Origin of the sequence: Candidatus Microbacterium colombiense, from assembly GCA_029203165.1 — a bacterium.
Classification (GTDB): Bacteria; Actinomycetota; Actinomycetes; order Actinomycetales; family Microbacteriaceae; genus Microbacterium; species Microbacterium colombiense.
The window spans coordinates 782533-808202 of sequence record CP119308.1 but is presented as its reverse complement, the minus strand read 5'-3'; the positions used below and the strand labels follow the sequence as shown (position 1 = coordinate 808202).

General features: G+C 66.1%; 25 protein-coding genes. 12 read left to right on the top strand and 13 right to left on the bottom strand.

Features of this window, described 5'->3' with window-relative positions; translation table 11 throughout:
• Positions 1 to 20 precede the first annotated feature (20 nt).
• From P0Y60_03950 to P0Y60_03940, 3 genes are read left to right on the top strand one after another with little or no spacing between them, the layout of a single operon-like run.
• Positions 21 to 1064, top strand: coding sequence for an Rv2578c family radical SAM protein (locus tag P0Y60_03950; GenBank protein ID WEK61919.1), 1044 nt, complete (start codon positions 21 to 23; stop codon positions 1062 to 1064).
• A gap of 38 nt (positions 1065 to 1102) precedes the next feature.
• Entirely contained in the window at positions 1103 to 1303 is a 201-nt protein-coding gene (locus tag P0Y60_03945) for a hypothetical protein (protein ID WEK61918.1), read from the top strand.
• A gap of 37 nt (positions 1304 to 1340) precedes the next feature.
• On the top strand, positions 1341 to 1880 hold the full coding sequence (locus P0Y60_03940; protein ID WEK61917.1) for a YaeQ family protein: 540 nt from the start codon (positions 1341 to 1343) through the stop codon (positions 1878 to 1880).
• 268 nt (positions 1881 to 2148) lie between these two features.
• Here the strand turns inward: P0Y60_03940 and P0Y60_03935 are convergent, their stop codons facing one another.
• On the bottom strand, positions 2149 to 4302 hold the full coding sequence (locus P0Y60_03935) for a DEAD/DEAH box helicase (protein ID WEK61916.1): 2154 nt from the start codon (positions 4300 to 4302) through the stop codon (positions 2149 to 2151).
• Between the two features lie 258 nt (positions 4303 to 4560).
• Here P0Y60_03935 and P0Y60_03930 point away from each other — a divergent pair, with 258 nt between their 5' ends.
• Positions 4561 to 5457, top strand: a complete 897-nt coding sequence (locus tag P0Y60_03930; protein ID WEK61915.1) for an aldose 1-epimerase family protein — start codon at positions 4561 to 4563, stop codon at positions 5455 to 5457.
• A 119-nt stretch (positions 5458 to 5576) separates the two neighbouring features.
• On the opposite strand, the gene P0Y60_03925 is transcribed toward P0Y60_03930, so the two are convergent.
• From P0Y60_03925 to P0Y60_03910, 4 genes are all read right to left on the bottom strand, one after another.
• Entirely contained in the window at positions 5577 to 8774 is a 3198-nt protein-coding gene (locus P0Y60_03925) for an efflux RND transporter permease subunit (GenBank protein WEK61914.1), read from the bottom strand.
• A gap of 15 nt (positions 8775 to 8789) precedes the next feature.
• Positions 8790 to 9401: a TetR family transcriptional regulator gene (locus P0Y60_03920; protein WEK61913.1), complete on the bottom strand. Its 612-nt coding sequence runs from the start codon at positions 9399 to 9401 to the stop codon at positions 8790 to 8792.
• Between the two features lie 89 nt (positions 9402 to 9490).
• Complete coding sequence (locus P0Y60_03915) at positions 9491 to 9850, bottom strand: CrcB family protein (GenBank protein ID WEK61912.1); 360 nt, start codon at positions 9848 to 9850, stop codon at positions 9491 to 9493.
• A complete protein-coding gene (locus P0Y60_03910; protein WEK61911.1) occupies positions 9847 to 10227 on the bottom strand; it encodes a CrcB family protein in 381 nt (126 codons plus the stop codon). The genes P0Y60_03915 and P0Y60_03910 overlap by 4 nt, the downstream gene beginning before the upstream one ends.
• Here P0Y60_03910 and P0Y60_03905 point away from each other — a divergent pair.
• Positions 10178 to 11860, top strand: coding sequence for an FAD-dependent oxidoreductase (locus tag P0Y60_03905; protein WEK61910.1), 1683 nt, complete (start codon positions 10178 to 10180; stop codon positions 11858 to 11860). The two genes, P0Y60_03910 and P0Y60_03905, sit on opposite strands and share 50 nt — an antisense overlap.
• A 22-nt stretch (positions 11861 to 11882) precedes the next feature.
• Here the strand turns inward: P0Y60_03905 and P0Y60_03900 are convergent, their stop codons facing one another.
• The 3 genes from P0Y60_03900 to P0Y60_03890 all read right to left on the bottom strand — a co-directional run bounded on the left by P0Y60_03900 (position 11883) and on the right by P0Y60_03890 (position 14054).
• A complete protein-coding gene (locus P0Y60_03900; GenBank protein WEK61909.1) occupies positions 11883 to 12683 on the bottom strand; it encodes a nitroreductase family protein in 801 nt (266 codons plus the stop codon).
• A 4-nt stretch (positions 12684 to 12687) separates the two neighbouring features.
• Positions 12688 to 13062: a hypothetical protein gene (locus P0Y60_03895; GenBank protein ID WEK61908.1), complete on the bottom strand. Its 375-nt coding sequence runs from the start codon at positions 13060 to 13062 to the stop codon at positions 12688 to 12690.
• A gap of 179 nt (positions 13063 to 13241) precedes the next feature.
• Positions 13242 to 14054 (bottom strand): MerR family transcriptional regulator, encoded by an 813-nt coding sequence (locus P0Y60_03890; GenBank protein ID WEK61907.1) that lies wholly within the window; start codon positions 14052 to 14054, stop codon positions 13242 to 13244.
• 175 nt (positions 14055 to 14229) lie between these two features.
• Between P0Y60_03890 and P0Y60_03885 the strand changes: the two genes are divergently transcribed.
• From P0Y60_03885 to P0Y60_03865, 5 genes are read left to right on the top strand one after another with little or no spacing between them, the layout of a single operon-like run.
• Positions 14230 to 14463 carry a hypothetical protein gene (locus tag P0Y60_03885; protein WEK61906.1) on the top strand — a complete coding sequence of 78 codons (234 nt, stop codon included), beginning with the start codon at positions 14230 to 14232 and terminating at the stop codon, positions 14461 to 14463.
• Positions 14464 to 14492: 29 nt separating this feature from the next.
• Positions 14493 to 15251 carry an ABC transporter ATP-binding protein gene (locus P0Y60_03880; GenBank protein WEK61905.1) on the top strand — a complete coding sequence of 253 codons (759 nt, stop codon included), beginning with the start codon at positions 14493 to 14495 and terminating at the stop codon, positions 15249 to 15251.
• Entirely contained in the window at positions 15248 to 16705 is a 1458-nt protein-coding gene (locus P0Y60_03875; protein WEK61904.1) for a hypothetical protein, read from the top strand. Before P0Y60_03880 ends, P0Y60_03875 begins: the two co-directional genes overlap by 4 nt.
• A complete protein-coding gene (locus P0Y60_03870; GenBank protein WEK61903.1) occupies positions 16689 to 17003 on the top strand; it encodes a hypothetical protein in 315 nt (104 codons plus the stop codon). The genes P0Y60_03875 and P0Y60_03870 overlap by 17 nt, the downstream gene beginning before the upstream one ends.
• 1 nt (position 17004) lies before the next feature.
• Positions 17005 to 17532 carry a hypothetical protein gene (locus P0Y60_03865; protein ID WEK61902.1) on the top strand — a complete coding sequence of 176 codons (528 nt, stop codon included), beginning with the start codon at positions 17005 to 17007 and terminating at the stop codon, positions 17530 to 17532.
• A 587-nt stretch (positions 17533 to 18119) separates the two neighbouring features.
• On the opposite strand, the gene P0Y60_03860 is transcribed toward P0Y60_03865, so the two are convergent.
• The 5 genes from P0Y60_03860 to P0Y60_03840 all read right to left on the bottom strand — a co-directional run bounded on the left by P0Y60_03860 (position 18120) and on the right by P0Y60_03840 (position 23994).
• A complete protein-coding gene (locus P0Y60_03860; protein WEK61901.1) occupies positions 18120 to 18524 on the bottom strand; it encodes a hypothetical protein in 405 nt (134 codons plus the stop codon).
• 699 nt (positions 18525 to 19223) lie between these two features.
• Entirely contained in the window at positions 19224 to 19598 is a 375-nt protein-coding gene (locus tag P0Y60_03855) for a hypothetical protein (protein WEK61900.1), read from the bottom strand.
• Positions 19599 to 19742: 144 nt separating this feature from the next.
• Positions 19743 to 20225 carry a hypothetical protein gene (locus tag P0Y60_03850; protein WEK61899.1) on the bottom strand — a complete coding sequence of 161 codons (483 nt, stop codon included), beginning with the start codon at positions 20223 to 20225 and terminating at the stop codon, positions 19743 to 19745.
• Between the two features lie 611 nt (positions 20226 to 20836).
• Positions 20837 to 21340: a hypothetical protein gene (locus P0Y60_03845; GenBank protein WEK61898.1), complete on the bottom strand. Its 504-nt coding sequence runs from the start codon at positions 21338 to 21340 to the stop codon at positions 20837 to 20839.
• Positions 21334 to 23994, bottom strand: a complete 2661-nt coding sequence (locus tag P0Y60_03840) for a hypothetical protein (GenBank protein WEK61897.1) — start codon at positions 23992 to 23994, stop codon at positions 21334 to 21336. The genes P0Y60_03845 and P0Y60_03840 overlap by 7 nt, the downstream gene beginning before the upstream one ends.
• Positions 23995 to 24139: 145 nt before the next feature.
• Between P0Y60_03840 and P0Y60_03835 the strand changes: the two genes are divergently transcribed.
• A complete protein-coding gene (locus P0Y60_03835) occupies positions 24140 to 24979 on the top strand; it encodes a DUF4097 family beta strand repeat-containing protein (protein WEK61896.1) in 840 nt (279 codons plus the stop codon).
• Positions 24976 to 25596, top strand: a complete 621-nt coding sequence (locus P0Y60_03830) for a PadR family transcriptional regulator (protein ID WEK61895.1) — start codon at positions 24976 to 24978, stop codon at positions 25594 to 25596. The genes P0Y60_03835 and P0Y60_03830 overlap by 4 nt, the downstream gene beginning before the upstream one ends.
• Positions 25597 to 25670 lie beyond the last annotated feature (74 nt).

Sequence of the window (25670 nt, the reverse complement as noted above, 5' to 3'; positions counted from 1 at the left end):
CTTTTTGTTCGAATTGCTGCATGCGGTGGCAAGGACAGAAGGTCGGAGATGTGGATGCCGCGGCGCTGCCCGGACTCGAAGAGCGCAGCAGCGTTCTCCGCACGGTGACCACCCCCGAGTTCGCCGGCATGACCTTCCACGAGGTGCTGTCGAAGTCGGCGCTGAACCACGTGCCCGGCGCCTCACGCATGCCCTTCGCCTGGACGATCAACCCCTACCGTGGATGTTCGCATGCCTGCACCTACTGCTTCGCCCGCGGGACACACGAGTATCTCGACCTCGACGGCGGTGCGGACTTCGACTCGCAGATCGTGGTGAAGGTCAACGTGGTCGAGGTGCTCGAGAAGGAGCTGCGCCGCGGCAGCTGGCAGCACGAGACCGTGGCGCTGGGCACCAACACCGACCCGTATCAGCGGGCCGAGGGCCGGTACAAGCTGATGCCGGGCATCATCGAGACGCTCGCGGCATCCGGCACTCCGATCTCGATCCTCACGAAGGGCACGCTGATCCGGCGCGACATCCCGCTGCTCGTGAAGGCATCCCAGCGCGTGCCCATCGATGTGCAGATGTCGATCGCGATGTACGACGACGAGCTGCAGAAGTCCATCGAACCGGGAACCCCGACCACGCAGGCACGACTCGACACCGTGCGGGCGCTGGCGGATGCCGGATTCCGCGTGACCGTGTTCCTGATGCCGATCATGCCGCACATGACCGACTCCCTCGCCGCGATCGACGCCGCCCTGACGCGGATCAAGGCGGCCGGCGCGCGCACCGTGATCTACGGCGCCCTGCACCTGCGAGCCGGGGTCAAGCCCTGGTTCTTCCAGTGGCTGGGAGAGGCTCGGCCCGACCTCGTCTCGTCCTACCGCGGCCTGTATCCCGGCGCGGCCGCCGAAGCCCCCAAGCCTTATCGGCAATGGCTCGCCAAACGCGCCCGTCCGCTGATCCGGGCACACGGGCTCGACGGACGCCACGAAGACGACTACCCGCAGCGTGTGCGCCCGGTGCAGTTCACGTCGGCGGCGGCATCCACTCCGGCCCCGCAACCGATGCTCTTCTGAACCGGCCCGCGCCGTCAGCCGCGTACTAGGTTGAAAGCATGTTCCGCGGATACGTCGCCCTGTTGTTCCTCGGTGGTCTCGCCGCCACAGTATTCGGCACCGCCCTCCCCCAGGGGGGTGGCACGACGATCGCCGTCGTCGGCGCAGCGGCGCTCGGGGCATCGCTCGTGCTGATCGGCATGGCGCTATTGGGGGGCCAGGCGCAGGCGCCGCGCCGCTCCACCGCGAAGCGCTTCTGAACCGGCGCATGCCGTCAGCCGCGTAGGCTTCTCGGTTATGGCTATCGGCTCCACCATCCACACGTTCGACGTCCAACTCGCCGACATGGATCGTGGTGTCTACGAAGACTTCTCGCTGCGCGCTGCGCGGCATCCGTCCGAGACCGACGCGTACATGGTCACGCGCCTGTTGGCCTATGGCCTGGAGTACACCGAGGGCATCGCGTTCAGCGAGGGCATCTCCAAGACCGACGAACCGGCGGTGCTCGTGCGCGATCTCACCGGCCAGATCACGGCCTGGATCGAGATCGGTGCCCCCGACGCCGAGCGCCTGCACTACGGCAGCCGTCTCGCCGAGCGCACCGTCGTGTACACCCACCGCGACCCGGCGAAGGTGATGGCGCCGTGGCAGGGCAAGCGCATCCACCGGTCCGAGGCCATCCGCGTCTTCAGCTTCGACCCCGGCTTCATCGAGTCGGCCGTGCCGCTGCTGGAGCGCCGCAACACCGTGACGCTCACCCTCACCGAGCAGACGCTGTACCTCGACCTGAACGGCACGATGCTGACGTCAGCCGTGCACACGCACGAACTCCCCTGACCGCGCCGGGCCGCCCGCCCGCCCGCCGTCTCTCCGGCTCTGCCCGGATCTGCCCGTTCATAACTCCTCAAAACCTGGCCGAAAACCCCTGCGAAAGCGGTTACCGGGGTAGTTCGGCCACGTTTCTCCGGAGTTATGAACGCCGCAGAGCTATGAACGCCGCCGAGCCATGAACAACGCAGAGTCATGAACACAGAAGAAGAGTGCCGGGCCGGAAGTATCCGACCCGGCACTCTCCGGGGTCACATCGTGCGCTCGATCAGCTCGATCAGTTGGTGAGCTGCGCGGCGGTCGGCATGCGACCGGTGATCTCCTCGATGATGTCGTCGTTCACGCGGGCGTGCTCGAACGGGGCGTCGATCTCGGCGCGATCGAGCATCTCGGTCATCCGACGCTGGCGCTGACGCGTGATCAGCGTGACGACACGACCCGAACGACCGGCACGGCCGGTGCGGCCGGAGCGGTGCAGGTACGTCTTGTACTCGTCCGGCGCATCAGCCTGCACGACCAGGTCGATGTCGTCGACGTGGATGCCACGGGCGGCGACGTCGGTGGCGACCAGCACGTTCACGCGGCCCGAGGTGAGACGCTCCAGGTTGCGCGTGCGCTTGGCCTGGTTCAGGTCACCGTGCAGCGAGACGGCCGGGATGCCGGCGTCGTCGAACTGCTCGGCCAACATGTCGGCGTAGGCGCGGGTGCGGGCGAAGACGAGCGTCTTGCCCTCGCGATCGACCAGCGACGTGAGGATGTCGGCCTTGTCGCGGTGCTCGATCACGAGCACACGGTGCTCGATGGTGCTCGAGCCCTGGTCCTCCCCGGCGACCTCGAAGACCGCGGGGTCCACGAGGAATTCATCGACGAGTGCTGCGACCTCGCGGTCGAGCGTCGCCGAGAAGAGCAGCTTCTGGCTGCCGTCGGCCGTGTGACGCAGGATGCGCTGCACGGGCTCGACGAACCCGAGCTCGCACATGTGGTCGGCCTCGTCGAGCACCGCGATGCGGCAGTCCGAGAGGTCGAGCTTGCCCTGGTTGATCAGGTCCTCGACGCGACCGGGGGTACCGATCACGATGTCGACGCCCTTCTTGAGCGCTCCGACCTGACGGCCCTGGGGCACGCCGCCGTAGATCTGCGTGGTGAACAGACCCACGCTGCGGGCGATCGGCTGGATCGTCCGGTCGATCTGCAGTGCGAGCTCACGGGTCGGCGCGAGGATGATCGCCCGCGGGGAGCGACCGAACTCGCGGCGCTTGCCGGCCTGCGACTGCAGCACACGCTCGACGAGCGGTGCACCGAATGCGATGGTCTTGCCCGAGCCGGTGCGTCCACGCGCGAGCACGTCGCGCCCTTCGAGCACGGCGGGGATGCTGGCGGCCTGAATGGCGAACGGCGATGCCGCGCCCATGCCGGCGAGTGTCTCGACGATGTTCGAGCCCAACCCGAGGTCGGCGAAGGTCACACCGTCGACCTCGACAGCGGCGACGGACTTCGCCTCGAGGCGATCGTGCACGACGTCTTCGCCCGGCTCGAACTTCTTCGCGGACGACGAGTACGACTCCGGCTTGGCGTTCCAGTTGTCACGGCTCGGACGGTCGTTGCGCGCCGGGCGACCACGGGTGTCCGAGGTCAGCGGACGCACGCGGTCCGAGCGGTATGCGCCTCCGGTCGACGGACGGCTGCGGTCATCACGTGAACGCGCTCCGGCACCCGTCGGGCGCGCATCGCGGTCGTACCGCGGACGCTCGGTGCGGTCACCCGTGCGAGGACGCTCGTCGCGCCCGCCGTCGAAGGAGCGCTGCGTGCGGTCGCGGTCGAACGCGCGGCGTGCGCGGTCGGCGTCGTACGAACGCTCGGGGCGGTCGCTGCGGTCGAAGCGCTGACCGCCACGGTCGTCACGACGGGCGCTGTCGCCCGAGCGGTGATCGCCGTCGAGGAAGCCCCGACGCTGGTCGCCGCCCGAGTTGCGCTCGTCGCGGCCGAAGCGCTGTCCGCCACGGTCGTCGCGGTACGTGCCCGGACCGGTGGGGCGCTGGGCGCCGCGGTCGTCACGACGGGGACGCTCGTCGCCGCGGTGGTGCGGCGCCTCGCGACGACCCGACTCGGCGCGGTTGCGGATGCTGCGCGCCTCGTCACGGCCCGCGCGCTCCTGCGCGTTCCAGCGCTGCTTGGGTGCGCCGGACTCGGCCTCGGCCGGGCGGTATCCGCGGTGGCCGGCGCTGCGGCTGCCGGGACGACGGTCGTAGCCACCCGCTGCGGGAGCGCTGCGTCGTTCGCCGGAGTCGGCGCGTCCGCCGCGGTCGGAGCGTTCGGCGTCACGCGCGGGCGCACCGTGGTGACGATCGTGGAAGGAGGTCTTGTTCGCACCGTAACGTGGTTCGAAGTTGCGGGCGGCTCGTCCGCCCTGGGGCTTCTTGCTCTTAGGCATGAGGAAGTATCTTTCGTTCTCGCACGAGAACAGCGCTGCGCGCACGCGCACACCCTGAGTCAGTTTCTCAGGGGACCGGTTGGGAGGAGCCGGGGCCATTCATGTGATGGTTCATGTGCGTCGATGGACGCTCACCATCGGCCCCTGGACTCACACTTCACACACATAAAACGTCCACGCACTGCGCGGGTGTCCGAAGCCGACCCCACAAGTTTAGCCGACTCGCCTGAGAGAGTGCCCGGCGCCTACGATGACGGAGTGAGTACCGCATCCCCCACCGGCACCCAGATCGCCCTCCAGCTCGGCGAGGCCAGCGCCCAGATCGCCCAGGTCGGCGCATCTCTGCGGTCGTTGCGCATCGGTGGTGTCGACCTCGTGCCCCCGTATCCGCTCGACCTGCCGACGCCCTCCTGCTCCGGGGTCGTGCTCGCGCCCTGGCCGAATCGTGTGCGCGACGGGCAGTGGAGCGATGACGGCACACCGCGACGGCTCGCGATCACCGAACCGAAGCTCTCGAATGCCAGCCACGGCCTGCTCCGCTTCACGGCCTACGAGATCGCGCAGACGGAGTCGGCCGCCACGCTCAGCGCGACCATCGTGCCGCAGACCGGCTACCCCTACCTGATCGAGACGGCCGTGACGTATGTGCTCACGGTCGACGGCATCGAGGTGACACACACGCTCACCAACCGATCGGATGCCGCGGCGCCGGTCGCGCTCGGCACCCACCCCTTCGTCACGATCGGTGACGTCGACCCCGAGGATCTGGTGCTGCGTGTGCCGGCCGCGACGCAGTTCGAGACCGACGATCGGATGCTCCCGACCGGCACCGCGCCGGCACCGCAGGCTCTCCGCGACGGCATCCGACTCGGCGACGCGACCCTCGACACCGGCTTCACCGACCTCGTCCGCGATGCCGACGGTCTGGTGCGGCATTCGCTCACGGCGCCGGACGGTCGCCGCGTCAGCCTGTGGCAGGCCGAGGGCTTCGACTTCGTGCAGGTCTACACGACTCCGCGCTATCCCGGCCAGTCGCTCGCGGTCGCGATCGAACCCATGACGGCCCCCGCCGATGCGTTCAACAGCGGGCTGGGCGTGCGCCGCCTCGAACCGGGCGAGACGTGGACCCTGCGCTGGGGCATCACGCTCGACTGATTCCCGTCGCGCGGATTCCACAACTCCGGAGATCTGCGGCCCGAGCCTGGTGCACACAGCGAGATCCGTGCGGACCGGGGTTCGGTCCGCACGGATCTCCGGAGTTGTGGAGCGGCTGACTACTCGCCGCGCTCGCGCAGCTCGCGACGCGTCAGCTGATGCGCCTCTGCCGACGCGTCCGACTGCGCGCCCGGCACGGCCGCGACGGCCGCATCCGCACCGGCACCCGCACCCGCACCGACGAGCACAGGCGCATCGGAGCCACCGGCCTTGCGAGCCCGGCGCCTCTCCTTCGCGCCCTCGACCAGGTTGTACAGCGTCGGCAGCACGATCAGCGTCAGCACGGTCGACGAGATCAGTCCACCGATCACGACGATGGCGAGCGGCTGCGAGATGAAGCCGCCGTGACCGGTGATGCCCAGCGCCATCGGCGTCAGCGCGAAGATCGTCGCCAGCGCGGTCATGAGGATCGGCCGCAGACGCTTCTCGCCACCGGCCATCACCGCATCCGCGGTCGACAGCCCCTTCTCTCGATACTGGTTGACGAGGTCGACGAGCACGATGGCGTTGGTCACCACGATGCCGATGAGCATCAGCACACCGATCAGCGAGGCGACACCGAGCGGCACGCCCGTGACGATCTGCAGCAGGATCGCGCCGGTCGCCGCGAACGGCACCGAGACGAGCAGCAGCAGCGGCTGACGCAGCGACTTGAACACCGCGACCATGACCACGTAGACGATCAGGATCGCCGCGAGCATCGCGAGGCCCAGCTGCGAGAACGAGTCGGCCTGCTGCGAGGCGACACCGCCGACCTCGGCCGATGCGCCGTCGGGCAGATCCGCCGCGGCGAGCGCCTCGTTCACCGACTGGGTCGCCGTGGCGAGGTTGTCGGATGCCGGGGGCACCGTGATCGTCGCGGTACGGCGGCCCTGCTCGGTCGTGATCGAGGTCGGTCCGTTGCGCTGTTCGACGGTCGCGATGTCCTGCAGCTGCACGACGCCGAGCGGGGTCGGGATCGACAGCGTCTTGAGCGCGTCGACCGTGGTGGGCGGCTCGGGCGTCACGAGGTAGACGGTCAGGGCGGTGTCGTCGATCTCGACGGATCCGAGCTGCTGCGGTCGCATCGTGTTCGACACGATCGATCCGACAGCGACCTCCGACAGCCCGCGCTGGGCGGCGGCCTCACGGTCGACGACCACGGCGATGTACGGCAGTGCCGCGGCGAGGTTGTCGGTGACCTGACCCACCCCGGCGCGTCCGTCGAGTTCATCGACGACGGCCGATGTGGCCGTGGTCAGGTCGTCGGCGTTCGGTGCAGACACCGAGATCTCGATGTCGCTCGATCCGAACCCGGCGGATGCCGCGACAGACACCTCGCCGACATCGTCGCCGAGCCCGTCGATCGCGTCCTGCACCTCGGCGCGCAGTTTCTCCTGATCGGCGTCGCCGTCGGTCAGCACCGAGTAGGTGATGCCGGCCCCACCGGAGAACGCGTCGCGCAGCGCGGAGCCGCTCGATCCGATCGACGCCTGCACGTGGTCGATGCCGTCGATGTCGAGCAGCGCGTCCTCCACCGCCACGGCGGCATCCGACTTCGCCTGCAGGCTCGCGGACGGGCCGAGGTCCTGCGTCACGGTCATGGTGTTCTGGCCGGTGTCGCTGAGGAAGTTGAGCTTCATCAGCGGTGCCGCGGCGAGCGTGGCACCGAGCACGACCACCGCGAGGATGACGGTGATGCCGGAGTGCTTGAGCGTCCACCCGAGGATCGGACGGTACGCGCTCTGCAGACGTGTGGGCGGGGCGTCCTGGTGCTCGGGATCGATCGCGTTCCCGTCCTCGTCGAGCAGCTCCTTGCCCGGGCGCAGGAACCAGTACGCCAGCACCGGCACGATCGTCAGCGCGACCAGCAGCGAGGCGACCATGGCGATCGTCACGGTCATCGCGAACGGTCGGAACAGCTCGCCGACCATGTCGCCGACGAAGACGATCGGCAGGAAGACCGCGACCGTCGTGATGGTCGATGCGGTGATCGCCATGGCGACCTCGCGCACGGCGAGGCGGATCGCATCGCCCTTGTCGGCATCCCCGACGTAGTGCCTCTTGATGTTCTCGATCACGACGATCGAGTCATCGACCACGCGTCCGATCGCGATCGTGAGCGCACCGAGGGTCAGCACGTTCAGCGAGTAGCCGAAGGCCTGGAGTCCGATGAACGTGATCAGCACCGAGGTGGGGATGGAGATCGCCGTCACCAGGGTCGAGCGGATCGAGAGCAGGAACACCAGGATGACGACCACCGCGAACACCAGGCCGAGAAGACCCTCGGTCGCGAGCGTCTCGATCGACTGCTGGATGAAGGGCGCCTGGTCGAAGATGATCGTGAACTCGGCATCCGGGAACGCCTTGCCGATCTCGTCGAGCGCGGCGATCACGCCCTGCGACACCTCGACCGTGTTCGCGGCGGGGAGCTTGGTGATCGAGATCGACAGCGCGTCCTTGCCGTCGACACGCGAGATCGACGAGATGGGATCCGACTGCTGCACGACCGTGGCGACGTCGCCGATGGTGAGCGTGGTGCCGACGATCGGGAGTGCGGCGATCTCGTCGACCGAGGTGATCTTCGCGCCGGTCTGCACGGTGAGGGTCTCGCCGTCCTGCGTGATGTCACCACCGGGGAAGAGCGTGCCGTTCTGCTGCAGCGCCGAGCTGATCGCCTGGGTGCTCTGCCCCTCGGCGGCGAGCTTCGCGACGTCGGGGGTGATGCTGATGCGCTGGCCGATGCCACCGACGATCTGGGCGGCGTTGACACCGTCGACGTCTTCCAGGTCGGGGATCGCGACGGTCTCGAGCTCGGCCTGGGCGTTCTCGGCGTCGTCGAAGCCGGTCACCGCCACCTGGATCACCGGGAAGTCGTCGATCGAGACGGTCAGCACCTGCGGCGTGACGTCGTCGGGCAGCTGCGAGGAGATGCGGTTGATCGACTGCTGGATCTTCTGCTCGGCTGTGGCGAGATTGGTGCCGTACGCGAAGGTGGCCTGCACGATCGAGGCGTTGGTCGTGCTCGTCGCCGTGGTGCCCTCGAGCCCGGGGACGCCCTGGATGGCGGCCTCGATCGGGGTCGACACGTCGTTCTCGACGACCTCGGGCGAGGCGCCCGGGTACGTCGTCATGACGACGAGGTTGGGAAGCTCCAGCGAAGGGATGAGCTCCTGCTTGAGGTTCGTCAGCGCGAGTCCACCGAAGATCGCGGCGACGATCGTGATGAGGGCGATGAGCGCGCGGTTCTTCAGGCTCAGGACGGCGAGATTCGACAAGGCGTGTTCCTCGGTTCAGGGTGCGGACGGCGCTGCGGATGGGGCGGAGGGTGAGTCTCCGAGGATCCGCGCCAGTGCGGTCTCGATGAAGGGCTGGTCGAGGCGGTTGTCGCGGATCTGCGTGCTCCACATGACACCGTCGATGAAGATCATCGTCGCTCGGGCACGGTCGGCGCCATAGGTCGGCTCGAGGAAATCCACCAACTGGTCGGAGAGGTGGCGGGCGAGTTCACGCAGGCGGGGATCGTGCACGGCCGCGGTCACGACGGCACGGTCGGCCTGCACGGCGTGGTGGTCGTCGAGGCCCTCGGAGACGAGGGCGGCGATGACGGCCGGTGTCACGCCGCGCTGTTCGAGGGTCTGACGCACACCGTCGAGCCGGGCGTCGACCTCGGCTGCGAGCACACCGAAGGCGGCGGAGCGCAGATCGTCGAGCGTGTCGAAGTACTGCGTGGTCGCGCCGAGAGGCACGCCGGCGCGGGCGGCCACGAGACGGTGCGTGAGAGCGTCGGCGCCGACCTCGACGATCAGCTCGGCGGCCGCGGTGAGGATCTCGCGACGGCGCGCCTCAGGGTCACGTCGACGACGCGTCGCTTCCCCCATGAGCCCTCCCGAACGGCTGTACATGTACGTTTGTACATTTTGCACGCCGAAGCTGAAAGACAGCCCTGCGCGGCGCCCCTCAGAAATACGGTGCGCTCAGAGACGCGGTGGGCTCAGAACGCAGCGCCCACAGCGAGGCCGAGCCCGGCGGCGAGCAGCCCGAGCAGCAGCATCCCGATGGCATTGAAGACGGATGCTCCGCGCTCACCGTCGCGCCACAGTGCGACGGTGTCGAGCATCGCGGTGCTGAACGTCGTGTAGCCGCCGAGCAGACCGGCGCCTACGACGAAGGCGGCATCCGGCAACGCCGTCGTGACCACACCGAGGGCGAACGACCCGGAGATGTTCACGAGCAGGATGCCCCAGGGGAAGCGCCGTCCGGCGAGACGCGCGACACCGACGTCTGCCAGGTAGCGGAGAAGCGCCCCGACTCCCCCGGCGAGCGCGGCGGCGGCGAACAGCAGCGGGCTCACGAGACCGTCCCGGAACGTGCTCGTGGCCGGCCCCACCGCAGGCCGAGCGCGGCGGCGGCGAGGCCGAGCGCGAGGCTCGCACCCGCATAGGCGCACGCGAGGACCGGCGCATCCGTCCATAGTGCGATCGTGCCGGTCATGAACGAGCTGTAGGTGGTGAAACCGCCGAGCACCCCGGTGCCCAGCAGCAGGCGCAGGTCGGCGGAGGCGGGAAGACGGGCGGCGAGAACACCGATCAGCAGCGCACCGAGGATGTTCGCGAGGAAGACCGCAAGCGGGAAGCCGCCGGCATCCGGAACGACGAGTCCCAGCGCGAGCCGGGCCGCCGTGCCGATCGTTCCGCCCGCGACGACGAGCAGCAGGCGGCGGGGATTCACGTTCGCCACTGTAGTCCTCGCCCCGGGCTCGAAGGCTCGTCTGCCAGTGCGCCGGGCCGATGTCAAGGCCGTGGGATCGGCGGCGCCGGCGGCGTTGACTGTCGGTATGAAGTCCCTCTGGAAGACCGATGCTCCCCTTCCCCTCGGCTCGCCCTTCGAACCGGGCGCGCACCACGAGGTCGTCGTCGTCGGGGCAGGCATCACCGGACTCACGACGGCCGTCATGCTCACCCGCGCCGGGGTCGATGTGGCCGTGATCGAATCCGGCGAGGTCGCCCAGCTCGCGACCGGAGCCAACACCGGCAAGGTCTCCCTGCTGCAGGGCAAGCGCCTCGCCGAGATCAGCGAGCATCATCCCGCCTCCCTCGTGCGCGCCTACGTCGAGGCGAACCGCGCGGGGCTGGAATGGCTGACCGCCTTCGCCGACACCGCGGGCGTTTCCTACACGCGCCGCGCCGACCACTCGTACGCGCAGGGGCGAGCGGGCCTCGAGACACTGCGGGCTCAACATGACGCCGCGCAGGACGCCGGCCTCCCGGTGCGGATGCTGGTCCCCGGCGATCTCGAACCGATGCCGTTCCCGGTCGCCGGGGCGGTGGCTCTCGACGATCAGGTCGCGATCGACCCCGTGCGCGTGGCGCGGGCGCTGGCCGAGGAGCTGGTGTCGGCGGGCGGGACGCTGCACACGGGCGTGCGCGTCACCGGCGCTCATGCGCTGCCAGACACCCGCGTCGAGACGAACGACGGCCCGCTGTTCGCGCGGCACATCGTCATCGCCACGGGTAGTCCGATCCTCGACCGGGGCCTCTACTTCGCCAAGATCCGCGGACTGCGCTCGTACTGCGTCTCGTTCCGAGTACCCGGCGAGGTGCCGCAGGAGACGTTCCTCTCGGTCGACGGTCCGACGCGCTCGATCCGCTCGATCACCGATGCCGATGGCCCGGCCGGCGCGCGGCTCATCGTCGGCGGCAACGGACACCCGGTCGGCCGATCGGAGAGCGAGAAGGCTGCGGTCGACGACCTCGTCTCGTGGACCCACGCGCACTTCCCCGGGGCGGAGGAGACGCATCGATGGGCGGCGCAGGACTACGAGCCGCACAACCTCATCCCGTTCGTGGGCGCGATGCCGCGCGGCCTCGGTCGCATCCGCTTCGCCACGGGCTATGCGAAGTGGGGGCTGTCGAATGCGCCGGCCGCCGCCATGCGCCTCACGGCCGAGATCCTCGGCACGAGGTGGAACGACCGCCCCGGGTGGATGAACGCCTTCGCCACGCGCCTCACGGTTCCCGCCGACCTCGTGCGCGGAGCGACCGAGGGTGGCAAGGTCGCGGCGGCACTGACCTCGGGATGGGCCGACGCCGAGTCCCGTTCGGTGCCGGTTCCTCAACCCGAAGAGGGCGAGGGAATCGTGGCCAACCGTGCGGGGCTCCCGGTCGCGATCTCGACGGTCGACGGGGTCACGCGTGCGGTCGACGCGGTCTGCCCGCACCTGGGCGGGGTGCTGGAGTGGAACGACGCCGACTGCTCGTGGGACTGCCCCCTGCACGCCTCGCGCTTCAGCCCCGACGGCACCCGCATCGAAGGGCCCGCCCTGCGCGATCTGAAGGAGCTCCCCCGCGCCGGTCGACGCTGACAACGTTCGACAGTGACGGCGCTCACCCGAGCGGAGCATCCCATCCCTGCTGCGGCGTCTCGCAGCTCTCACGGAACACGTACTGCGAGGCGAGCCGACGCTGGCTGCTCGACCAGTCGATCGCGGGCCGGCGCTGCTCGGGCGGCAGATAGCCGAGTCGGTAGACGGCCATCAGCTCGAGCTCGTCGGGCACGTGCAGAAGCCGCACGATCTCGTCCCACCGCCCCGGCACCTCCATCGGGAACGAGATGAACTGGATGCCCATGCCGAGCTCGACCGTGCTGAGCCAGATGTTCTCCATCGCCGCGCCCATGCTGAACACCGAGTAGAACGACGACAGCTGCCCCGGCCGATACTCGCTGCGGTCGAGCATCACGCCCAGCAGCAGTGGCGAACCGGCAACCAGTTTGCGATTCTCGGCGCCGAGCGTCTTCGGCACCCCGAACGTGTTCATCAGGGTCTGCCCACGCTTGGTGAAGACCTGGCTCGTGAACGGGCGCAGCGCCGCGGGGAGCTTGTCGAACAGCATCCCGTTGCGCTTCTCGTCCATCTCGGCCTGACTGAAGCGGAAGTACGGCTTGTACCGCTCGAAGAACGTGCCGTTCGACATCGCCTCGGTCATGCTCTCGCCCGAGATCGACGCGATCTGATCGATCGTGTCGCGGTTCTCGATCACCACGAAGCGCCACGGCTGGCTGTTCAGCTGCGACGGCGCCCGGCCCGCTGCCTCCAACAGGATGCGCTGGTGCTCCTCGGAGACGGGATCGGGCAGGAAGGGCCCGTTCGTGGTCTTGCGGCGGCGGATGGCGTCGAGCAGTTCCATGCGGTCACTTCCGGTCGGTGGCGAGGCGCGCGCAGATGAGGCCCGCGACGATGAAGGGGGCGGCCGCGAGGGCCACGAGCGGATGCCGTCGGCCGTGCGTGCCGAGATACGGAATCGCTGCGAGTGGGAGGGCGGCCGGTGCGAGTGCGAGTGCCGCCCGGCGACTCGCTTCCCGCGGCGTGCCCCAGAAGATCGCGGAGAACGCGGCGGCCGAGGTCGCGCAGGTGGCGATGTAGATCGCGTGGTGCAGCCACCGGAAGCCGCTCGTGTCGATGAGCCTCGCGGCGACAGCCGAGCCGAGCGCGACGTTCGCGGCGTACGCGATCGCGGCCGCGGCGAACAGCGGCGAAGCGTCAGTGCGTCTGCGGCGGTGGGCCATGCCCTGACCCTACGCCCGGGCCCGCCCCTCGATCGCCCCCTTGCGTCGCACCCGACGGTTCGGTACACCCCCTCGTTCCGTTCGCGCCCGACGGTTCGTATACCCCTTGTTCCAGTCGCGATATGACAGCTCTCCCAGCGGATTCAGCTGACATATCGCGACCGGAGCGAGGCAACGGCCTACAGGTTGCCGTCTGCGTAGATGCGGAGCGCGTCACGCACGAACTCCGCGCCGCGGGTTCCTCCGTCGGAGGTGGCGTAGTTGGCGCCGAAACGCGGGTCGGCGACATACATCTCGCCGAGACCGATCACGTACGCCTTCACGTCGCCTCCCGGAAACGCGGCCGGTGTGCCGGGGATGCCCGTGAGCCACTCGACGTGGCGGCGGGCGATGTCCTGTGCCGGGGCGGATGCGGGATCCGTGCCGCTCTCGGCGGCGGCGATCCAGTCGCGCCCGAGGTCGGACACGCGCTGCTGCCAGTCGGCGCGCTCGGCATCCGTCATCCCCCGCCACCAGCTGTCGCTGTCGCGGTAGGCCTTCTTGCCCCAGCGCTCCTCGACCTCCTCCTTGTAGCGGGTGTGGTCGAAGCCGTCGAACATGTTCTCTGCCATGAGTTCTTCACCTCCTCTCAATGCGTCGATGGTGGATCGGACCGACGCGATCTGTCGCGCCAACCGGTTCTGTTCCTCGCGCAGGAGCGCGAGGTGGGTCTCGAGGGCGGATGCCTCAGCCGAGGCGCGGGCAGTCCCGGGGGCATGCGCACCCGGCGCCGCATCGAGCACCTCGGCGATCTGCGGCAGGCCGAGTCCGAGTTCCCTCAGCAGCAGGATGCGCTGCAGGCGCACCAGCGCCCGCCCGTCGTAGTGCCGGTAGCCGTTCGATGCGATGCGCGTCGGCGCGAGCAGCCCGATGTCGTCGTAGTGACGTAGCGTGCGGCTCGTCGTTCCCGCGATGCGGGCGATCTCCTGGATCGACCATTCCTCGGTGTTCATGTGCGCCTCCTTCCTTCTCTTCCGTGTGAATACCTCCACGATAGAAGTTGACGTTGCGTCAATGTCAACTGTCGTCATTCAGCTACACTTCCCCTACATGCGGGGGCATTAACTGCGCAGGATCCATGTCACGATCGGAGCTCCCAATGAAAACCGGAGGTGATTCATGTCCCTGATGGCGACAATCGAACCGACGCTCATGCGACGTCGCGCGCAGGATGCTCTCGACGACGCGATCCTGCGCCTGGACGCATGGTGGCTGGTGGTGATCGCGGCGATCCTCGTGTTCGGGGTGGCATTCCTGGCGGCGCTGGCGCTGTGGTGCTTCTTCTCGAACGGAGGACGCCGCTTCACCGGCAACTGGAAGTGGGGCAAGAGCGGCGTCTCGGTCTGGATCGAATGCGTCTAGCCCCTCGGGTCCTCCGTGCATCGTCGACGATGCACGGAGGTGACGCCCGAGACCGCGACCCCCGCATCCTGCTCGACGTCTCGGAGGTGTCGTTCGCCTACTCGCGGCGTGCAACGGCCCTGCGTGACGTGTCGTTCGCCGTCCACCGAGGCGAACGCGTGGGGCTCGTCGGACCGAACGGATCGGGCAAATCCACGCTCATCCGGTTGACGGCCGATCTGCTGCAGATCGGCACGGGCAGTATCCGCATCGCAGGCCGCTCGCATCAGGTGCGGGTGTCGCGCGAGAAGCTCGCCTACACCGCGAGCAACGACTACCTGCCGCAGTTCCTGACGGGGCGCGAGTACATCGATCTGATGCACCGCCTCTACCACCGCCGCCCCGATGAGGCGCGGATGGACGACCTGTTCGCGCGCTATCAGATGGATGCTCGTCAGTTCGACCTCATCGAGGACTACTCGCACGGCATGCGCAAGAAGATCCAGGTCATCGCGAGCCTGCTGCTCGACCGGCCACTGACGATCATCGACGAGACGCTGAACGGTGTCGACGTCGATTCGCTCTACGAGTTCGAGAACGACGCCCGCGAGATCGGGGACTCCCGTGCCCTTCTGCTGTGCAGCCACGACTTCCGTCTGCTCGAAGCGGTGTGCGACCGCGTGATCGTGCTGTGCCGCGGAGAGATCTCGTTCGACCTGCCCCTGGACCGCATCCGCGACGACTTCGGATCGGTGGATGCTCTGACGAAGCACGCGATCGCCCTCTCCCGTCCGCGAGCAACACCGTGAGCATCGCCGCAGGCAGCGCCCTGGGCACCGCGATGCGGCCCTCGCTGGAGTTGTCGCGGTTCCTCTCGCTCTTCGTCGTGCGGCGCATCTTCCGCAAGGGCGTGCTGCAGATCCCGATGTTCCGCTGGTCCCTGGGTATCGCGGCGGTCGTCGCCTTCTGCGCCTTCTGCGCCTTCGGCGTGGTCACGCTCCGTCAGCTCATCGCCGACCCGGCGATGCTGTCGCCACTTCTGCGGGTCGTCGGAACGTCGACGCCGCTGTGGGTGCTGACAATCTTCACGGTCGTGCGCGTGCTGTTCATGAAGTCGAGCGATCTGGTCGAACTCACCTTCTCGTTCCCGCTGACCAACCGTGCGCGCACCCTCGGCTTCCTGCTCTTCGAGGCATTGCTCGTGGGCATCGGTGTCGCCGTCACGCTCGGTGCTGTCGTCACCGGCACGATCTGGATCGGCGGGGTCGGCATCCTGGGCGACATCGTGACGTGCCTGGTCATGCCGACGGTCGCCTGCTATCTCCTGGCGAGCGTGTACTACTTCGCGCTCGAGCGGCTCCTGTTGCGCCTGCGGCTCGCCCGCCTGCGCGCCTTCCTGGTGCCCGTGGTGCTCGCCGCCACGCTCGTCGCCGTCTATGTCGGCGTCTCGGCGCAGTCGGAGCCGGTGCTGTTCGCCGCCGCCGGTCAGGGCGACGACTACTTCGCGATCCAGCTGCTGTTCGCCGACATCGCCGCCGCGCACGGGCCCATCGCCGCGACGGCATCGTGGCTCGTCGTGGTCGCTGTGCTCGTGGTGGCGGTGTGCGCGACGGCTCCCCGCCAGTTCGACCCGACGCGACGCTTCGTGGCGCTGCCCCGCCTGTTCGGCTCGTCGGAGTTCGGCGCCTACGTCGCCGCGCACCTCAGGGCCATCGAGACCATCACGGTGTGCGGCATCGTGTTCGCGGGCTCGTATGCGCTGTTCATCGCGCAGGTGCGGCTTCCGCCGTTCCTGCTCGTGGCCGTGACGGTGCAGGCCGTCTATGCCTATGTGGCGACCGAGCCGCTGCGCACCTCCGGTCCGAGGCGCCACACAGCATCCCTGCAGTACCTGCTGCTGCTCGGTCCGCAACTGCTCATGCTCCTCGTGTTGGCCGTGCCTACCGGCATCCTCTCCGCTCTGACCGGAGCACGGTGGGACGAGATCCTCGTCGTCGTCGCATTCTGCGTCTCGAACATCGTCGTGCTCACCCTCGCCGGCATCGCCTTCCCGCCCGAGAAGGGCAACCCGTTCTCCGTGATCGCGGGGGTCGCCGTCGCGGGCCTCGTGACCGGCACGATCATGCTCGGCACGAACCTGCTGGGGCTGCCGGACTGGTTCAACGTCGCCGTGATGATTCTGCTCACCCTCACCGCCGTCGCACTCTCCATCAACGGAATGCGCAAGATCGAAAGGACCTCACGTCATGAAGTGGTTGTTTAGGACCGTCGGAAGCGCCGTCGTCGCGCTCGTCGTCACCGCAGGAACGGCGATCATCACGGCCATCTGGCTGATGTTCTCGGGCGGATCCACCGAGGGCCGCCGACTCGGCTTCTTCGATTCCGTGTTCGTCGAGGTGAAGCAGAGCGCGGGCGGAGCGACCCAGCTCGGAGCAGGCCTCAACGATCCGCTCCCCCTCGTGATCTCGGTCGTCGTGATCACGCTCCTCATGCTCGCCGTGTTCGCGGTGTTCGATCAGCTTCTCGAGCGGAAGAGGCAGCTTCTCGCCGACGCAGACTGACGTGTGGTCGAGAACCGTCCGCACCGTCGGACCACGCACCGGCCTCAGGTGGCTTCTCCCCGCCGCCTGGCCGGTGCGTCTGGTCTTCGTCACCCTCGCGATCGTGACGCTGGTCTTCGCGCTCGCGACCGATCAGCCGGCAATCGGCCTCGCCGCCCTGTTCCTGCTCGCGCACGACGCCCTCGGGCTGTGGGCATCGTTCGCCGTCCACGAGCTCGGGCACGCCGTCGGGCTCATGAATGCACGCGGCGTCTCCGCGGTCACGGTGGAGCGCAACCTGCTGCGCCTCTCGATCACCCCGCACGGCTCGATCCGCGGCCGCGATGCCTTCGTCGCCGCGGCCCTCGGCCCGGCCTGCTGCATCGCGATCGGACTCGTGCTGTGGGTGACGGTGCCGCAGCTGCTCCTGCACGTCTGGTATCTCGGGCACGCCGTCTTCCTGCTGCCGGTGTTCGGCGACGGCCGCGCGATGGTCGCCTCGGCGCGCAGGTGGAACGAGCGGATCGTGCTCGGTGGGGCGGGGGTGTGATGTGAGGGCTCAGGCAGGAGCGCTTGAACGTCCACATCGATGCGAGCCCTGGATTCACCTATGTCTGGTTGCTGAGGCACGGTATTTCGTTGATCTCGCCCCGCGTGGTTAGCCAGTGACCTACGGAGACCCCTTCTGCCGGCCAAGAGAAGCGCGCCGACGAAATGCTTCCAGGCATGTCGTTGAACAGAACGTGATATTGAATTCCCGCGCGTGGAGCTGGATCGACAGAGAGATCATTGCGGAGGCCGAGGTTATCCCCTCCGACGACAAGGGGTTCGCCTGCTTTTAGTTCGGTCTCTCCTGAGGCTTCCCACACTCGTCGCGAACTGGACTCGCCCGGTTCTCGTACGTATTCGCTCACGCTCACCTCGGTCACTAACGCACTGAAACAACTAACGATGAGAATCTTGGAACCGTCAAATCCCATTTCAAAGTCACCGTGGAGGAGGACGTCGTCACACGCCGTCAGCCCAAGCCCCAGCATGATCATCGTCGCGCACAGTGTCAGTCGGGTGAATCTCCTCACCATGTTGCGTCTCATCCCTCGTCACCGCCTGAGAACTCAGCCGGCCGCGCCACGTCGATCATCGGACGGACATCCCGCATGGCCGTTCCGACGTCTCCCCATTTGCCCAAACCCAATACCGCTCAGAGGACTCGAGCACGGATTCCTCCGACCTCGAATCAAACTTGGCCAGAAGTGTCCCTCGAGGGGCACCCGCTTCTTGATCGAAGTAGATGTTCAGACCGACCGAATTTACCTTCCGCTCCTCGACCTCGCCATAATTCCGGTCCAACACCCATTCGCTCGAAAGGAGTGATTCCGAAAACTGATCACCAGTCTCCAGCGTGCGCGTACCTTCACCTTCCAGCACAAGTGTGGATCCAGAAGAACCCTCCTCGGCATAGAAGACCTGAATCTTCGAGAGCACAACTTCTTCGCCACACCACGTGAACTCAGGCTGACCGTCGATCACACGCATCGACACCGGGGCATTCGCCGGAACGCTCGGAACGAAGAAGCACGACGAACATGACGACATGACCGCACAGACGATAACTGCCGCGGACAATTGGCGCCTGTGGCGACTCGTGCTCGGTGGCGCGGCGTCGTGCATGAAACTGATCGCAGTCCGAGTCAATGCATGTTCCCCTTCCTCATCCTCGCCGCGATGAGTCGAGAACGAAGCTTGCGACGCCGTGGGCGCAGAGCGGAACGATCGCGCTCCCCCACTCGAAGGAGTCGAAACGTCCCGGTGTCGCAGCAAGCACTCCCTCGCCACCTGAAGCGCGAAGGAGGACGGTCCGGTCACCGTCAAGCTCCCATTGGGCACTTCCGCTATAGGTCTGCGTTCCGGGCCGCAGACACGCTTGACGCTGAGCGCCATCAACCGAACCGATCGGATAGTTGACAAGCTCTGCTCGCCCACCTTCCTTCAGTGTGACGCGCACCTCACCGAGCGGGAACTCGCTGGAGGACTGCGACGTGATCCAGGTCGCTGGAAAGTCCACCGTTCGAGCGAGGACACTCGGCTGATTGACCAGGATCGTCACCGCAGACGCCGCGACGGCGAGCACCACTCCTGAAGCGATAGCCCATCGGTATCGTTTCACTTGGCTCCAAACTGTCAGAGGAATTCGCATGCGGTGACAATACTCGTCGCTGGAGGTCGCATTCCAATTATCGGCTACGCGTTCAGTTCGAACCAAGCCCGGGGTTCACCTATTTCTGGTAGCTGAGGCACGTCGTTGAATAGCACGTTATATTGAATTCCCGGGCGTGGAGCTGGATCGATAAACAGATCATTGCGGAGGCCGAGGTTATCCCCTCCGACGACAAGGGGTTCACCCACTTTTAGTTCGGTCTCGCCTGCGGCTTCCCACACTCGTCGTGAACTGGACTCGCCCGGTTCCCGCACGTATTCGCTCACGCTCACCTCCGTGACTGACGCCCTGAAACAACTTCCAATGAGAATCTTGGAACCGTCGAATCCCATCTCGAAGTCACCATGGGATGGGACATCGTCACATGCCGTCAACCCAAACCCCAGCATGATCATCATCGCGCACAGTGTCAGTCGGGTGAATCTGTTCACCATGTTGCGTCTCATCCCTCGGTCCCCGTCCGCAAGTTCAGGTGGCCACGCCCGGGTCAGCGGGAGAGGAGCGCGTATGCCTGCGAAAAACTCCCCGCCTTCCGCCGCGAGTCATTCGCGGTGAAATACCAGCGATTGGGTCGGCTCTTCCGCGAGATCCAGCTGGATACGTAGCGTTTCGTCCCCGAGTATAGGCGAACCCACAAGTTCGAACGAGGAACACGCGTCCAGTGGCCTCACGGTGAGCGAACGCTGACTCAACGCATCGAAGCCCCACTGGCCCCGCAACTGCCCCCTATTCGACCAATCGATCTCATTTTCAGTCTGAGGCCAGTTTTCGGCCACGCATCCTAGGGAGAGGGGCCAGTCTGTGGATTCGAAGGATCCGTCACTTTCGATCACGAATCGCAAGGATTCAGCAGAATTGATCAAAACCCACTCACCGATCACCTCATCGTCGGTGAGCCCATCAGCAGATCTATTGACCATCAGGATGACACCCGTCGCGAAACCACCGAGGAGTAGCAAAAGCACCAGAAGGAATGCCATACGTCGCCCGCCGCACGTCTTCACCACGTCAGCATCTTTGTCCATAGGTACTCCTGATCAACCTGCAAAATGGACCGGGCGTGTGCTGGGAAGACTCAGTCAGGATCGCGCAGGATAGCGCCGTTTATCTACCACGCAGTCCCGGCCGAGCGCGCCGCTCGATCAATGCGTGCAGTATCAGGTACAGGAATGAGCCAAAGGAAAGCACCGGGCCAAGAATTGCAAAGACGGCGGTGAGGCGACTGCCGACTTCAGTACTCACACCATAGGCCTCGTGCGCTCTATTGAACCAAATGAACACGGCCGAAAAAGAGCCTAGCGTCCCCGCGACGGCCCAAATCCGTGTTGCCCATTTTGACATGGCAGGACTCCATCTGTGTACGAGCATGGCAGCGGCCAGCGTCAAGAATATGCCGATGGCTGCCGCGAATACATCGTCCCGCAGCTCGAGAAAGTGAGTCTGCGACACCCTCTCCCATGCGAGCCCTCCGCTGATCATGAGGTCAAGGGCGAGGATCACGACGACCAGAAGCGAACCCACACCGCACCATGAGATTGTTTCTCCGATTGACACGATTCTCCTTCTAGATGCCACTGCCGCATGTATTCACTGCATCGATAGTAACTACGCCCCAAGGCGAGCTGGTGACGAAATGTCAACGAGCGCTAGGCATTCCGCAGCGTTGTGTAGAAAACTCTCCAGTCGGCCAGCCCCAGTCACCATCAATCCATCGAAGAAAGTTGTGGCTGTCATCGAAATCGAATCTCACCGAAAACGCGCCCTCGCTTCCGTCGACATCCGTGTACTCAACTCCGACCGATATTCGTTCCAGATTTCGGGGCGTGACGTTCTTCCCCGCTTCATCGAAGTCTTCTATGGTCAGCACGGTCATGTATTCCCCAAATGACATTTCGATACCAGGCTCTCGCACGATGACTATCTTGTCGTCTGCACTCTCGCCGGCCGCGGCAACCACCACCACCCTGGTCAAGGTCGATTCGCTCGAGCACCAAGTAAGCTGCGCGGTCTTCTGAATCACTGAAAGCGAGAGCGGCTGATCAACTGGCAGGTTCGGGACCGGAGAGCATGAGGCCAGCCCCAATGCTGTGATTCCGGCGACACAAGAAAAGATTGCGCGCTTCGTGCGCTCTTTCAACATTTGTAGAACCCGTTTTTCAATCCCGCTGAGTATTCGAAGAAATTTCCGCAGGCTTCGCCGAGTCCAATACTCACCGACTCCGCCTCAAAGCGCATATACAGTTCAGGGAAGTCCATTCCATACCCTGCCCACTGCGCTGAGTGCATCTGTTCGTGCTCCAACAGACTGGGCAAGTTCTTGATAACTTCCGAATCCTGCCCCGAGATAAAGTGTTCTCCAAAAGTTGTCCCTCCGCGGAAGGGCCAATTGCTACTGCAAACGTTCAGACCCGGCGCTGTGGCCGAGCATCCTATTCCCGAGTTCTTCAGAATCTTTGCCACTTCATCGTCAAGAGCTGCATTCAATTTCACCCTCAGTTTGGGATCCGCATAAGCGTCATACCATCGCTGTGTTTGCGACGGATAATTCTTGATGAGATAAGCAAGTTGGCTATTAATTAGTGCATTTTGAGTCTTGTCCTTCCACTCTTGGCTGGGCTCACTCACCCATCTCCCGTGCGGCATCATGCCCTTCCACCTGTTGGTCGGACCGTTGCCTCCGCTCGGTATGGTCCCCTTCGCGCTCGGGCCCTGCTTCGACGTCGGGGCACTCACTCCTCCCTTCTTGGTGCAGTTGACACCCCAGCCACACCCTTGGTCGAGTCGCAGTCCCGTCGGGTCGGTGTACGTGGTCGGATTGTTGCCTGAGTACGCGTACCCCGTGTTCTGCTGCGGGAGGTTCGTATCGATCACCGGATCAACGGAGAGGAACTTGCCGATCGCGGGGTCATACGTGCGAGCCCCGACATTTGTCAACGCCGTCGCTTCCGCAACCTGCTTGTTCATATACCCGGAACCATCCGCCCACGCCTGTGGGCCGTTCGCGATCGGCGCGCCGAACGGATCACGGTACTGCTGCACCGTCACACCACTCACCGCGTCCGACTGCACATCCACCGTGCCCTCCAAGTTCGTGAACAACCAGGTCAACGAGCTACCCGCAGTGCCCGACTTCGCCGAACGCTGCGCCACCGGCTTCCCCTCCGCACCAGAGTACGACCGGAAGCCTTCCACCACCGTCGACCCGATTGCCTGCGACACAGTGGTATCGCCAAGGAACAACGTCGCACCGTCCGACGACGACACCCGCAACAGCAGATTGCCGTCCACGTCGTAGACATTGTTCTGCTCCTCAGAGCCGGCCACCACCTTCGACACCTTGCCCAACGTGTTGAACGTCACCGTCTGACCCGGACGAGAGATCTGATTGCCCGACTCGTCGTATCCATAAGATCCAGACCCCTGACCTGCTGCCCCCACGATCTCCTCGACCGCATGTGGCCGCGGCTCGCCCGCCGCCGCATACTCGTACTCTCGCGTCGAAACGGTTCCCATCGCCGAGTGCGAGGTCGCACTCGTGCGGTTGCCGGTCTGCGTGTCGTACGCGTAGTCCGTCCACATCGGCGCCGGGCCCCCCATGGTCGCCGCAGATGCCGCCTGCGAACACGACGTCGACGCGTTCGGCGTCCAGGCTTGCGTCAACTGCCGCAAGCCGTCATACGAGTAGCAGGTCTTCTGCGTCTGTGTCTGCGGATGTGTGGCTGACGCAGTCGACGACGTCACATTTCCTGCTGCGTCGCGCGTGAACGACCGGTCGGCCACATAGTGGCCCAAGCCACCGAACACGGCGTTGTCCTTGATCGCGAGCACCGCTCCCGTGGCCGGGTCGTAGCCATACGTGGAGTATGCGCTGTTGGTCCCGTTGTAGCGAACGAGTTGCGCGAGCTGCCCGATCGGCGAGTAGTCCGTACCCCCGAGCACCATCGTCGCTCCGCGCACGGTACCAAGCCGTCCCCAGGCGTCATAGGCGTACCGGATGTTCTCAGCCGGCAAGCCTCCGATCGCGGGCACTGCCTTGGCTTGCAATGATGAATCAGCGTTGTAGTACGACGTCACCTTGTATGACGTACCGCCGAACGCTGGCGCTCCCGAAGGAATCGAGACCGTCGTATCGGTGGGGTTGCCCGCGAGGTCGTATGACCCGACCGTGGTCGTGTATGCCGCCCCAGGGACTCCTGCCGTTGATCCGACATACGACGACGACGACGTGACGCGCCCCTTCGACACGCTGTCATACGTCCATGACGAGAGCAGGGCTCCTGTCGTGCCGCCTGCGTAGATCGCCTTCTTGCGGTTGAGTTCGTCGTAGGTAGTCGTCACCGTCTTTCCGCGTGCATCGGTGGTCGACGTCATGTTGCCGCCGAGGTCATAGGTCGCGGTGGAAACACCGGAATCGGCATCGTTCTGCGCCACCCGGTTGCCGAGAAGATCGAACGTCCAGGTCCACTCGTTGCCCGCCGGATCAGTCATCGACGTGTTACGCCCAGCGCCGTCGTAGGCGAAACTCCACGGCTGCCCCGTGCCCGAAACCGCACCATTCAGATATTGGACCAACTTCGACTTCTGCCCGAGCGAGTTGGTGAAAACGCTCGTCGCGGTACCGCCGTCGGGCGGCGTCGTGTCGACCCGCTCCGCACCCGGATAGCCGATGACGGTCTGGCTACGCATCGTCCCCGAGCCGTTGAGCACGGTCTTGAGCGTGCGACCGACGGCGTCGTACGAGGTGATCACCTGCGAGGGGATGTTGTTCTCGCTGTCCGGGGTGAAGAATGCCACCCCCGGGGAGATCGACGCGGTCCAGTAAGCGTTGTCGACGACCCAAATCTCTTCCCAGATTCGACCCCATTGACAACATCGAGATATATCGTGTTACGCTTCTCAGACACGATATATCGTGACCGTCAAACCAGGAGAAGCAGACATGACCGAGAAGTGGCTCATCGCCCCCGGCGAGGAACGCGTCATCGACATCGAATCCGTCACCCGACTCAAGGTGGGCCTCGTGGGCGGTCAGGTCGACATCATCGCGCACGACGAACCCGGCATCCGTATCGAGGTGCACGGCGTCACCACCAAGGACCTCCGCGTGGAATCCCACGACGGCGAGGTCGAGATCGACCACCCGCAGCTGGGATGGGACAACTTCCTCGAAGTGTTCCGCAACTTCGGCTCCGGTGGCCCCCGCGCCGAGGTGAGCGTCGCTGTTCCCCGCGCGATCGCTCTCACACTCGGCGTCGTGAGCGCCGGAGCACTCGTCTCCGGCATCCGCAATGACGCCCGTCTCAACACCGTCTCGGGCGACATCATCGTCGACACCCTGATCGGCGACCTCACCGTCAACTCGGTCTCGGGCGACGTGCAGGTGCGCGGGCTGACCGGCTCGATCAACGCGAACAGCGTGTCGGGCGACGTCGCCGTCACAGGCACCGTACGCAAGGCCACGGTCGACATCGTCTCGGGCGCCACGCTGGTGGATGCCGCGGGCGACGTGAACATCATCACCGTGAACTCCGTCTCGGGCAGCACCACCGTGCGGCTCGACGAGTCCCTCGCCGCGAACTACGTCATCCGCTCGCTCAGCGGGCACCTGCTGATCGACGGGGTCGAGCGCAGCTCGTCCGGACCCAGCAACTACAGCGGATCCACGGGCGAGCTCGCCGGCCGATTCGTCGACCTGCGCGCGAACTCCGTCTCCGGCGCGGTGACCGTGCTGCGCCGCACCCCGGCCTCGATCACGAACGATGCGGAGTGGGAATCATGACCCCGGCTGTCTTCTCGCACGGCGACCTGCGCCTGTACCTGCTGTCGCTGCTCGCCGAGGCGCCCCAGCATGGCTACGGCATCATCCAGGCGCTCACGGATCGCACCGGCGGCACCTACACACCCAGCGCCGGCACGATCTACCCTCGCCTCGCGAAGCTCGAGGAAGAGGGCCTCGTGACGAAGACCGTCGATGGACGCACCACGATCTACGCGATCACCGACGCCGGCCGCGCCGAGCTGGAATCCCGCGAGGGCGACCTGGCCGGCATCGAGTCGGGTCTCGCCGACTCCGTGCGCCTCATCGCGAACGAGGTGCGCCAGAGCGTTCAGGATGCGATGAAGTCGCTGCGCGCCGACCTCGCCGCAGCCGAGCACGGAGAGCGCACCGCGGCGAAGAGCCGTCCGCGCGCCGCCACCGACGACGCGCGCGTCGTGAGCCGCGAAGAGGTGCACCGAGCGGACGCGCTGATCAACGCCTTCCGCGCCCAGGTGCGCACCGACCTGCGCACGCACGTGGCGAAGGGCGGCACGCTGCCGGCATCCCTCGTCACCGAACTCGAGCATGCGCTCGACGACGCCTCACGCGCCGTGACCGCCGGGCTCTCCCGCCTCTGAGCACCCGGACGACTCCGGTCGACGCCCCCTCTGATCATCGACGCCCCCTCGCCGTTACGTCTGTGTGAGGGGGC

What these genes read in the sequence shown, in the direction of transcription:
- P0Y60_03945 (WEK61918.1), top strand. Translation starts at nt 1,103, where the DNA reads ATGTTCCGCGGATACGTCGCCCTGTTGTTCCTCGGTGGTCTCGCCGCC.
- P0Y60_03880 (WEK61905.1), top strand. Translation starts at nt 14,493, where the DNA reads ATGCACGGAGGTGACGCCCGAGACCGCGACCCCCGCATCCTGCTCGAC.
- P0Y60_03855 (WEK61900.1), bottom strand. Translation starts at nt 19,598, where the DNA reads ATGATGATCATGCTGGGGTTTGGGTTGACGGCATGTGACGATGTCCCA.
- P0Y60_03900 (WEK61909.1), bottom strand. Translation starts at nt 12,683, where the DNA reads ATGGAACTGCTCGACGCCATCCGCCGCCGCAAGACCACGAACGGGCCC.
- P0Y60_03870 (WEK61903.1), top strand. Translation starts at nt 16,689, where the DNA reads ATGAAGTGGTTGTTTAGGACCGTCGGAAGCGCCGTCGTCGCGCTCGTC.
- P0Y60_03920 (WEK61913.1), bottom strand. Translation starts at nt 9,401, where the DNA reads ATGTACAGCCGTTCGGGAGGGCTCATGGGGGAAGCGACGCGTCGTCGA.
- P0Y60_03940 (WEK61917.1), top strand. Translation starts at nt 1,341, where the DNA reads ATGGCTATCGGCTCCACCATCCACACGTTCGACGTCCAACTCGCCGAC.
- P0Y60_03950 (WEK61919.1), top strand. Translation starts at nt 21, where the DNA reads ATGCGGTGGCAAGGACAGAAGGTCGGAGATGTGGATGCCGCGGCGCTG.
- P0Y60_03935 (WEK61916.1), bottom strand. Translation starts at nt 4,302, where the DNA reads ATGCCTAAGAGCAAGAAGCCCCAGGGCGGACGAGCCGCCCGCAACTTC.
- P0Y60_03885 (WEK61906.1), top strand. Translation starts at nt 14,230, where the DNA reads ATGGCGACAATCGAACCGACGCTCATGCGACGTCGCGCGCAGGATGCT.
- P0Y60_03850 (WEK61899.1), bottom strand. Translation starts at nt 20,225, where the DNA reads ATGGACAAAGATGCTGACGTGGTGAAGACGTGCGGCGGGCGACGTATG.
- P0Y60_03835 (WEK61896.1), top strand. Translation starts at nt 24,140, where the DNA reads ATGACCGAGAAGTGGCTCATCGCCCCCGGCGAGGAACGCGTCATCGAC.
- P0Y60_03845 (WEK61898.1), bottom strand. Translation starts at nt 21,340, where the DNA reads ATGTTGAAAGAGCGCACGAAGCGCGCAATCTTTTCTTGTGTCGCCGGA.
- P0Y60_03830 (WEK61895.1), top strand. Translation starts at nt 24,976, where the DNA reads ATGACCCCGGCTGTCTTCTCGCACGGCGACCTGCGCCTGTACCTGCTG.
- P0Y60_03890 (WEK61907.1), bottom strand. Translation starts at nt 14,054, where the DNA reads ATGAACACCGAGGAATGGTCGATCCAGGAGATCGCCCGCATCGCGGGA.
- P0Y60_03895 (WEK61908.1), bottom strand. Translation starts at nt 13,062, where the DNA reads ATGGCCCACCGCCGCAGACGCACTGACGCTTCGCCGCTGTTCGCCGCG.